This window comes from Methylobacterium sp. 1030 (assembly GCF_040544715.1).
In the GTDB taxonomy this organism is placed as follows: Bacteria; Pseudomonadota; Alphaproteobacteria; order Rhizobiales; family Beijerinckiaceae; genus Methylobacterium.
In genome coordinates this window covers 16885-27292 of the sequence record NZ_JBEPKM010000036.1, presented here as the reverse complement: position 1 = coordinate 27292, position 10408 = coordinate 16885, and the positions used below count along the sequence as shown (strand labels likewise).

Genomic DNA, 10408 nt, shown 5'->3' with positions numbered 1-10408 from the left:
CCGACGGAACTGCCGCAGTCGCTTCTCGATCAGCGGCGCGTAGGCGAGAACCCAGCGGTTCAGGGTGGAGTGGTCGACCTCCAGACCCCGTTCCAGGAACAGCTCCTCGATGTCGCGATAGCTGAGCGGATAGCGCAGGTACCAGGAGACGGCCTCCACGATCAGGGCCGCCTCAAAGTGCCGGCCCCGGAAGTCGGCCTTGGCGCGGTGTTTGAGCTTGGCAGCGATAGCAGACAGGATCATGGGCCGGCTCCGAGGGCGGAGCAGCAAGCTGGGCGCGTATGGCTAACGGCCCGTGAACCTCAACGCATTCGCATTTGCGACAGGCCCCAAAAAAACACCGGACACGCCGCCGAGCAGGAACGGGAGGACGTGAAGGCAGCGCGTCTGTCCTGGTTCGAGCGCCAGCTCGATCTCGACCCGGACAGGCTCGTGTTCCTCGACGAGACCGCCACGAACACGAAGATGGCACGCCGTTATGGGCGGGCGCCGCGTGGAGAACGCTGCCGGGTCGCGGTGCCGTTCGGCCACTGGAAAACCACCACCGTCACTGCCGGCCTACGCACCAGCGGTCTGATGGCCACCGCCCTCTTCGATGGACCGATGACGGGCGCTCGCTTCCGCGACTATGTCGAACAAACCCTCGTCCCCGCCCTCAGGCCCGGTGACACGGTCGTGCTCGACAATCTGCCCGCCCACAAGGTCAGCGGCCTCCGCGAGTGCATTGAGGCGGCGGGAGCGAGGCTGCTTTACCTGCCGGCCATTCCCCCGACTTCAACCCGATCGAACTCGCCTTCGCCAAGAAGGCCATTCTTCGTGCCAAGGCTGCTCGCACGATCAGCGACCTATGGGATACTATCCAACGAGCCCTCAGACGCTTCACGTCAGCCGAATGCCGCCGCTATATCGTCGCCGCAGGCTACGACGCATATGATCCAGCGTGATCGGATGCCGCTCTAGCGCCAACTATTCGAACTTCGGTACGCAAAGTACGGTTTTTAGTATGGATTGTACCATAGATGTGCTAGACTATACATATTTATTATCCAGAAATTAACTATTGTTAGATCAAATATAGACCTTGCTCAAATATAGATGACGGAATTGGAGGAAAAGAAATGAATTATGATGTCTATCTAAGCAGCAGTGTGCGACAAAATCTGCTTTCGATACAAAAGACGACCGATCAATCGTCAATCAACCAAACCAGACTCACAACTGGCAAGAGCGTCAACAGCGCCCTTGATGATCCGGTCAAGTATTTCACCTCTCAAGGACTGACAGATCGGTCTTCGTCCCTGACAAGTCTGCTCACTGGCATGTCTAATGGCATCCAAACGGTTCAGGCTGCGTCGAAGGGCATCGACACCATCACCGACTACGTGAAGCAATTGCAGTCTGTGGTGCAGCAAGCACAAAATAACATCGCCGAGAATCTGCCCACTACAAGTAGCAACGCGCTAGTGAAAGCGAGCGAGACCGCGACTGTGGGGGGAAGTGCGCACGACGTCGCCATAAACAAGACTGTGCTGGGCACCGCCGCAGATGCGAAAACTACAACTAATGGAAATCTGGGCCTTAAGTCGAGCATCATGGGTACTGGAGCGCAGGCGAACACAGCGATAAGCCAAGCCACAATCCAGATCAAGGCAGGCAACAGCACCTACAGCTTCGCAGTTGGAGCCAGCGACAAAGTGAGCGACGTGGTGGCGCAGATCAATAAATCGGGCGTCGCCACCGCTTCAGTCGACTCCCAAGGCAAAGTTCAAGTCACAGGCGTTGGTTCCGATCCCCTTTCGATAGCCTTCGGAGCGGTATCGACGACGGGGACGACTGCCGGCACGTTCGCTGCGGATAAGGCCGGCACCACGACACTGTTCGGCGCCGCCGCCGCTACTAGCGGCAACACTCCTATTGCTGGCTCCGGTGGAAGCTCTGCCGCACGATCCTCACTTGTTTCTCAGTTCAACACCCTTCGTGATCAGATCGACGATACTGCCAAAGATGCCAGCTTCAGCGGCGTAAATTTGCTCAACGGCGACAAGGCAACTATCGTGTTCAACGAGAAAACCGGCGCAGATCAGTCAAAACTTGATATACAAGGCACGCAGGTCAACTCGTCAAAGCTTGGTATCGGAATGATGCAGGACTCTGCTAAGTCAGCGTCCGGATCTGATTTCAGCATTCAGAATGATTCTGATCTAAGAAAAGCTTCCGACGCTCTTACTAATGCGCTTTCAGCGCTAAAAAGTCAATCTTCTACTCTTAGCTCCAACCAATCTATAGTTCAAACACGCCAAGATTTCACCAAAAATTTGACCAATATTTTGGACACAGGTGCCGGCAACTTAACAAACGCCGATATGAATCAGGAAGCAGCCAACTCGCAGGCACTGCAGCTTCGGCAGTCGCTCGGCACCTCAGCTCTCTCAATGGCCAATCAGGCAAATCAAGACGTACTACAATTGCTTCGCTAAGATATTCTACCCATCGCTGCCGGGCGGCTGTGATGGGTCTTGGCCAATTCTAAACTAATACAGTCGGCGTCCGTCATCTTCTTGCCGATTATGATCCAGAGGCATACAGAAAGGCTGATACCGCCCACATATTTTTACAACATTCAAAATTATTGTCCTCGCTGGGGGACTTTCACGGTCAGCTTTTAAATGAGACAGCAGCACTGCAGCCGAGTCCCCGAACGACACGACCGCATGGCCGGCCTCGGTCAGCATCTGTAAGACGGTCATGCGGACCATCCGGCCGGGATCGACGAGTACAATGTTCATGACGGACCCGACCAAGCGTCGCGGAAAATTAGAGGATGAGTGCGGTGAGGCCGCCCAAGGCTCGCGGTTCGCATCGGATCATCGAAGATTACAACAGGCTGTGCATGGGCGCTCCAACCGCGCGGCAGCTTCCCCCCGCAGAGCCCAGGCTCATGCTGCCTTATAGTTTGAGGGGGGATATATACAGCCTACCAAGCGATAGACTGGAAGAAACGAAACCATTGTCAACCGAAACCTGATAAATGTTTCAAAAAATCTCTGACCTGCAATTCAAAATAGATTATAAAGTTCGGGGGTTGTTCCGCATAATCGTTACCTAATTACGTTTACAATCTTGTAGTTATCTATAAAGTAGATATTTCAAAATATCGAGGCATTATTCTCGTCATATGCCATGTTATGACGCTGACCGAGAATATTTTAGTGGGTCGGAGGCGTGACGGCGTTATCATATGTTCTGCCGCTCATTATCGGCCATGGCCCCGTTCACAACGCCGGGCAACTGGGTGTGTTGGTAAATTCATAATCCTCGTCGGTTGGATCTCACTGTGTATCCGATGATCGCCCTGTGCCGGGCCTTGATGCTGAATACTTGACCAGCGCGGAGCCGCTAGCTCGACCGCTTTCAAGCCATCGCCCGGACAGCGTGACTGTCCCAGGGAGAGGGATGATGCTCAGGCCTCTACGTTCGTTCGCTACGGGGGATGGTGTCACACCCTGAGCGAGAGCTGGAAGATCCACCGCAGCTTTTTGCGCAGCATGAACCCTGCAAGGAACACGACCATGAGCTTCCTGAGACATAGCAAGATCATCGTAAAGATATCCGCGTCTATCCTAGCAGTTGTACTTGTCTCGGCCGCTCTCATAGCATATTCCATAATCATAATTGACACGCTTGAAGACCGGACAAAACATATTGTCGATCTGCAGGCCAGCCGTCTCGAGCAGATCTTAACGGTTCAAGTGAATGTTAATGAAGCCACGATCCAAAATCGCAACACGATCATCGAAACGCGTCAGCAGGAGATGGCCGTTTACAAGGCCGCCTACGATGCTGCGGTGAAACGGAGCTACGAGGCCGTCGATAGGTTGATGGCCCTCGGTGGCAGCGCGGGTCATATGACGGCCTTCCGAAGGCTGCGCGATGACCTCCACGCATTCTACGCCACAGCTGACCGATCCACTGCACTCGGTCTCAAGAATGAAAATGAGGAAGCCGCGAAGATCGCGATGATCGAAGGGCAACCGCTCCGGTTCAAGCTCCGTGATTCGATCCGATCGCGCGTTGAGGCACTGACGTCCGAGCTTCGTCAGGCTCGTGATGAAGCTGAACGCGCCTCCGCAAGCGCGAGCCAGATCATGATTGGCGCATCGATCGTCGGGTTCATGGTTGCCTTCGGCCTCGCCGGGGCGATCGTGATCTTCGGTGTCCTGCGTCCCCTCGGTAGCCTCGTCGCGGTGCTGCGGGGCATGGCTCAGGGAGAGATCGATGCTGCCATTCCCGAGGCGACGCGCCGTGACGAGATCGGCGAAGTGGGTCGGGCCGTGGAGGGCATCAAGGCCATGGTCGCCCGCAAGGCTGCCGAGGAAGCTGAGATGAAGCGCATCGCGGACGAGGCAGCGGCACTGGAGCGCAAGCGAACCATGGTGGAACTCGCCGACGGCTTCGAACGCGCAGTCGGCGGCATCGTCGGCGTGGTCTCGTCCTCGGCCACCGAGCTCCAGGCGACCGCCCAGCAGATGACCGCCACCGCCGCGGAGACGGCCAGCCAGTCCACCACCGTAGCGGCCGCAGCCGAGGAGGCCGCCTCCAACGTGAGCACCGTAGCATCTGCAGCCGAGGAGTTGGGGTCCTCCGTGACCGAGATCGGCCGACAGGTCTCTGGCTCGGCAAGCCTGGCCCAGAAAGCCGTGATGGAAGCCGACCAGACCGCCCATCTCGTCCAGGCGCTCAGCCAGACCTCTGCCCGGATCGGCGACATGGTCGGGATGATCTCCGGCATTGCCGGTCAGACCAACCTGCTGGCCTTGAACGCCACGATCGAGGCGGCCCGCGCCGGCGCGGCCGGGCGGGGCTTCGCGGTGGTGGCCTCCGAGGTGAAGGCGCTGGCCGAGCAGACCGCCAAGGCGACCGAGGAGATCAGCCAGCAGATCGGCCAGATCCAGGGCGTGACCGCGCAGGCGGTGACGGCGATCGGTGGCATCATGGGCCGGATCCGCGAGATCGACAGCGTGGCGGCGTCGATCGCCGCGGCGGTGGAGCAGCAGACGGCAGCCACGCAGGAGATCGTGCGCAACGTGGCGCAGGCCTCGACCGGCACGAGCGAGGTGACGGGCAACATCGCGGGCGTGGCGCAGGCCTCGGAGGCGACGGGCGCGGCGGCGGCCCAGGTCCTGGGGGCCGCGTCCGAGCTATCGCGCCAGTCCGAGCATCTCGGCGCCGAAGTGGCCCGCTTCCTCGCAACCGTGCGCGCGGCGTGAAGCTCGAAACTGCGGCCGGGACCCATCAGTCGATGAGTTCCGGCTGCAGCGAGGCGCTGATCACCGCCACACGGTTCCGGCCACCCTGCTTGGCGGCGTAGAGTGCAAGGTCGGCCTCCTTGAGCAGAGTGTCGACACTGGCGCCGTCCGACCACTCGCTCAGCCCGACGCTTACGGTGAACCGAAGCGGGGCGTTGTTCTGCCCCAGAGGTATCGGCAGGGCGCACCGGCGGCGGATGCGGTGCGCCACGACCGCCGCGCCGCCCAGACAGTGGCCCTGGAGCAGCAGCGCGAACTCCTCGCCCCCGAGCCGGCCGGCGATCCCCCCGGCCTCCCGCAGGATGTGCGCGACGTGACGGATCACCACGTCGCCGACGTCGTGGCCATGGCTGTCGTTGATGGACTTGAAGTGGTCGATGTCGATCAGCAGCACCGCCAGGGGATCGACCGCCGAGGCTTGCTCGACCGCCCTGTGGCCCTGGCGCATCAACGCCCGCCGGTTGAGGAGTTGCGTCAGGTGATCGGTGTCGGCCTGCCGGATTAGTTCCTGCTGCAACCTCAGCACGCGTTCGGCCGAGCGCAGCCGGGCGTGCAGTTCCTGTGTGGCCGGTGGCTTGGTCAGGAAGTCATCCGCGCCGCTGTCCAGCACCTCGTCGAGCGGCCGGTTCTCACGCGCGCTGGACATGACGAGGATGGTCAGAGGCCGGCGGTCATCCGCGAGGGCGCGCAGCGCCCAGCACAGCTCCAGCCCGTCCAGCGGAGCCACCTCCAGGCTGGTGAGAACGCAGGTCACGGACGGGTCGGCGCCGACATGCGCGAGTGCTGCGGCCGAGTCCTCGAAGGGCACGACCGTATGGCCGGCCTCGGCCAGCATCCGCGAGACGGTCTTGCGGACCACCCGGCTGGGATCGACGAGTACGATGTGCACGGCGGACCCGATCGAGCGTTGCGGAGGATCAGGGGGATGAGTGCGGGTTTCTTAAACCCGTGAGCAAAAACTACTTCGGTCATCGCAAAATGTACACAGAATAAAATCTGCAACGTCACTAACCAACAGCTAAATCGAATAATGTTTCACGTTGTCTCCATGATACAATCCAAGATATAATATGAAAATTTTATTTTTCTCTATCTAATTGCGATCGATCGACATTTGGATGCGATCCAAACGGACAGATGATCCTGCGCGGTACTGGCTAGAAGGCCCTCGGACACGCTACAGACGTGCAGCCGCGACCTGAGTCGCCAACTTCCAACAGGCTTCGCGAGAGACCTGGGGCTGCAAAATGAGCGTCTTCGCTCCTGGGGGCTACGATGAACCAGCCATCCTCCGTTCGTGAAGACCCTCAATCTGTCTCAGGAGTGCTGACGGCGGACAGTTCATAGATCCTTGAACCAAGCCATGAGCCGTGAGGCCCGCGTCCAGTCGGCATAGGGCCGGTGTCCCACATCAACCTCGCTGGGATTGAGGCCGTACTTGCGCCGGAAGGCGCGGCTGAACACCTGCTCATTCTCGAAGCCGCAGGCGAATGTGAGGTGCTTGATCGTCGGCCGCCGCTCCCCATCCAGGCGTGTAAGCTGCTGCATGGCGTAGGCGAGGCGCCGGCTGCGGATGTAGGCGTAGACGCCGCCTTCAGCCTCGAACAGCTTGTAGAGCGGCGTACGCGAGAGCCCGAACTCGGCCATGAGGGTCTCAGCATCGACCGTTGCGAGGTGCCGGTCGATGAACTGGCGCATGGCGATGAGGCCGACGGCGCCATGATTGTAGGCGCTGTCGGTCTCGGACAGGAGCGCGGAGTTGCACAGCGCCACGGTTGCGGCGGCGATGTACTCCTGCTGCGGCGGGGTCGCCGTATTGAGGCAGACGGCGAGGTTCCTCATGTGATCGGCCAGCAACCGGTAGAGCGGGGTGCTATCGGTCTGGACGACCCGTCCGTGCCACGAGGAAGCGTTCCCGTCGCAAACCTTCAAGAGACGCTGCGGCACGACCAAGCCGAGGGTGGTCCCGGCGTCGGCTTCGACTGAGGTCGGCTGCCCGATATCAATGACAGCCAAAGTGTCTGGTGTCACCTCATGAGACTGGTCATTGACCGTGAGGTGGGATCGACCAGATTGGCGAAGGAAGAAGTTGATGTGATCGACGTTTTGAGCGGAGATTTGGGATCGTGCTCGCGTCATCCTAAGAGAAGATCCGTTGACTTCTGAGAATAACAATTGCTTTAAGTTGTAGAACCGTCGAAATGCATTGTGTGGCACCACGGTATCGGAATCGATATGAGTCTCAACCAGATCAGAAACGCTATCGATCCAGGCGTGTCGTCGTGCAGCGTTGTCGGCATGATGATCAAATCGATGCTCGATCATTTCAATAAGCTCCGGATTTCAGAGCGTGGACATGATGCAGATCACGCCTGCATTTCACAGGCAGGGCGCCAGATCGCGCAAGGCATTTCATGCCTTGCTAAGCGACGATATCTTTGGCAAGGCAAACTGGGACGCAACATCCGCATTGAGGACGAAACATCCGTCAACTTTGTGTGTTCCTCCAGCCCGCTCGTCACCGGCCGGTGCTGACGATACGTCCGCGCTTCACCAAGCCGACGCGGATCACCTGACTCGCGGGTATGGGTGGCGCCGAGGGCGCGGGCTTGCCGGCGCGCGGCGAGTGTGGTCGCGGTGCAGGAGAACGAAGAGCGGCACGCCGTGCCGCACCCGCGCCAGCAGCGGGCGCTGTCGCTCCGATCGCGGGGTGGGCCAGCGACACTGGTGCGGCCACTACACCGCCGAGATGACCGCGGCTGAGTAAGGCGGATCGCTCCAAGTGAGACGCGGGGCCGGCCATGAGGCCGGCCCTTTCGTTTGCGGATAAGGGTCCGTGGAGCAGACTGAACGACGGCCGGAAGCCGCGGGTCGAGTTCGATCGACGCCATCCGCGCAGCCGGGTTCCTCGAGAGCCCTACAGGCTCAAAGACGCTTCAGTGCGTGTGGTGTGATACCCCCAAGTTCGTGGCAAACCGCTGGCAAACTGGCTGGCACCCTGTGGGCCCTTGTAGTCCTTCGTGGCCGCACCCTTCGCCCACTGCGCAGATGGTGCAGCAGATGGATGGCGGCGTCGCCGGATCCGGTCTCGGCCTGAACGGCGCCGTGGCACGTCGGTGGAGGCACGGCAGGGTACGGTCGGGTTCGGCAATAGGCGGTAGAAGACGGTCGTGGTACGGTAAGCGGCACGGCAGCAGGAGGGGCATCACACCACACGCACTGAAGTGTCTGCCACCTCGTAGACCCGCCGAAGAACCCGGCTGCGCGGACAGTGCCGGGATCCTCGACCGTCCGCTCGAAGCGCAGCAGACCGAAGCAACCTGCAGCGATGTGAACCAGGGCGACGTGTTTCAGGATGCTGCGAAACGCTCGCGAAGGCTCGAAAATGTTCTCTGCACACCTGTGCACCAACGGTGCGGGAGCATCCTGAGCTCACCGGCTTCGACCCGGATGCCAAAACCGCCCGCCTCAATCCCTTCCCGAAAGGGGGCAGATTACGGAACGTCGTACAACCGCTTCACGCGGTCTCTGAAAGAAGGGGGCTCTGGGGCCCCCTTCCTCTGGTCGTGATAGCCCGTCTATGTCGGGACAGGTCAGGCCGCGTGCCGGGTCGCCTGATGCAGCGGGGTTCGGCTCGGATCGACCGCAAGTGAGGCGTGCGTCTCCGTTTAATTGCTGCCCTGGCCGGTGTCGCTGCCCGAGGCCGGGCTGAAGCCGGCGATCGCAGAGGTGAGCTGGATCGCCTGCGATATCGTGTTGCTCTGATGTGAGTCGGTCGCAGGCGAGGCGACCAGGCCTAATTTGTGCCTGGCTGAGCTTGGCTGGCGGTCTGGAGCCTCATCATTACGCAAGCTCATGGTGGAGTATTCCTCACCAGAGCCCCCATCACTGCCACCATCGCTCGTAGAACCGCCCGACGAGGCGTCACCGCTGCCTGGGGTTGTGCCGCCCGACGAGGTGTCACCACCGGCGGCCGGGGTTGAGGATCCACCCGACGAGGTGTCACCACCGGCGGCCGGGGTTGAGGATCCACCCGACGAGGTGTCACCACCGGCGGCCGGGGTGGGCGAGGCGCCCGACGCTGTGCCGCCGTTGATCATATTGTTCTGGCCGTTAATAGTCCCACTCCAACCCGGGGCTAAATTAATGGTCGAGTTGCTAGCATTGATTGTTCCAGTAGTTACGCCAGCTAAGCAAGTAATAGTGAAGCTTTCATTTGGGTTGGTCGTGAGTGCTGCGTCATTGCCGACCAAGCCGATTCTACCGCCGCCAGACACCGTTGCAGAAGTATTGGCGTTGAGGTTGACCACGTCATCGCCGCTGTCGCCGGCGACGGTGAGACCCTGTCCGGTGATGCCGATGGTCTCGTTGCTGTTGGCCTGCAGGTTGATGGTGTCGCTGCTGCCGCTGATGTTGGCGAGGGAGTTGGCGGCCAGGGTGATGGTGGATCCGTTGGCGTTGACGACGTCGTTCTGGACGCCGCCTGCGGTCTGGACGGTCGAGCCCGTATCCGTCAGGGTGACGGTTTCGTTGTTGGCGGTGAGGCCGACGTAGCCGCCCCCAGAAACGGTAGCAGATGTACCCTCACCGCCGAGATTAACCACGTTGTTAGCATTATCTCCACTCACCGATTGATTGGAGCCAGTTACGGCTGCATACGTATTGCTGTTTGGTTGAAGTACAATTTTGTCTCCAGCCCCGGAAATAAAAGCTGATCCGCTTGGATCAACATCTAGCTCAATATTATTCGCATAAACATGAACGTTATTTCCTTGCAGCTCAGCACTGGAATTGCCTATATTATATGTCTTTTCAGTGTCATTATTGATAGTGAAGCTCGCAAGATTTGTGCTTTCTGTCTCAGTTTTTTGTCCAGTGCCGACACCGTTATTGTTGATGTCTCCTACAGCCGGGTCGTTTGGATCAAAATTCGATCTATATCCGTTTATTGGATCACCTATGTTAAGCACGGTCGAGTGATCTGCCTCTGAATATCCTTCGTGATTTTCCATGGCTTCGACCATAGATTTCAATTGGTCTGAACTTAAACTACTCATGGGCGTACTGCCTGGCAAGCCTAGCGCATTCTTCACTGCTGATTG

At 59.3% G+C, this 10408-nt stretch carries 5 protein-coding genes and 2 pseudogenes; 3 read left to right on the top strand and 4 right to left on the bottom strand.

Features of this window, described 5'->3' with window-relative positions:
* Nucleotides 1–243: pseudogene (locus tag ABIC30_RS30425) on the bottom strand (IS6 family transposase); the annotation flags it as partial.
* Nucleotides 244–330: 87 nt separating this feature from the next.
* Here ABIC30_RS30425 and ABIC30_RS30420 point away from each other — a divergent pair.
* The 3 genes and pseudogenes from ABIC30_RS30420 to ABIC30_RS30410 all read left to right on the top strand — a co-directional run.
* Nucleotides 331–944 (top strand): annotated as a pseudogene (locus ABIC30_RS30420) (IS630 family transposase); the annotation flags it as partial.
* A 174-nt stretch (nt 945–1118) separates the two neighbouring features.
* The gene (locus ABIC30_RS30415; protein WP_354456706.1) at nt 1119–2477 is read left to right on the top strand and encodes a flagellin N-terminal helical domain-containing protein; all 1359 of its coding nucleotides are present in this window, start codon (nt 1119–1121) and stop codon (nt 2475–2477) included.
* Nucleotides 2478–3569: 1092 nt separating this feature from the next.
* Complete coding sequence (locus tag ABIC30_RS30410; RefSeq protein ID WP_354456705.1) at nt 3570–5267, top strand: methyl-accepting chemotaxis protein; 1698 nt, start codon at nt 3570–3572, stop codon at nt 5265–5267.
* A 25-nt stretch (nt 5268–5292) separates the two neighbouring features.
* Here ABIC30_RS30410 and ABIC30_RS30405 read toward each other — a convergent pair whose 3' ends face one another.
* From ABIC30_RS30405 to ABIC30_RS30395, 3 genes are all read right to left on the bottom strand, one after another.
* On the bottom strand, nt 5293–6165 hold the full coding sequence (locus ABIC30_RS30405; RefSeq protein WP_354456704.1) for a GGDEF domain-containing response regulator: 873 nt from the start codon (nt 6163–6165) through the stop codon (nt 5293–5295).
* Between the two features lie 482 nt (nt 6166–6647).
* Entirely contained in the window at nt 6648–7631 is a 984-nt protein-coding gene (locus ABIC30_RS30400; protein ID WP_354456703.1) for a helix-turn-helix domain-containing protein, read from the bottom strand.
* Between the two features lie 1343 nt (nt 7632–8974).
* On the bottom strand, nt 8975–10363 hold the full coding sequence (locus tag ABIC30_RS30395) for a hypothetical protein (RefSeq protein WP_354456702.1): 1389 nt from the start codon (nt 10361–10363) through the stop codon (nt 8975–8977).
* Between the last annotated feature and the right edge of the window lie 45 nt (nt 10364–10408).

Excerpts from the sequence above, each read along its gene's own strand:
- ABIC30_RS30400 (WP_354456703.1), bottom strand. The coding sequence starts at position 7,631 with ATGATCGAGCATCGATTTGATCATCATGCCGACAACGCTGCACGACGA.
- ABIC30_RS30395 (WP_354456702.1), bottom strand. The coding sequence starts at position 10,363 with ATGAGTAGTTTAAGTTCAGACCAATTGAAATCTATGGTCGAAGCCATG.
- ABIC30_RS30410 (WP_354456705.1), top strand. The coding sequence starts at position 3,570 with ATGAGCTTCCTGAGACATAGCAAGATCATCGTAAAGATATCCGCGTCT.
- ABIC30_RS30415 (WP_354456706.1), top strand. The coding sequence starts at position 1,119 with ATGAATTATGATGTCTATCTAAGCAGCAGTGTGCGACAAAATCTGCTT.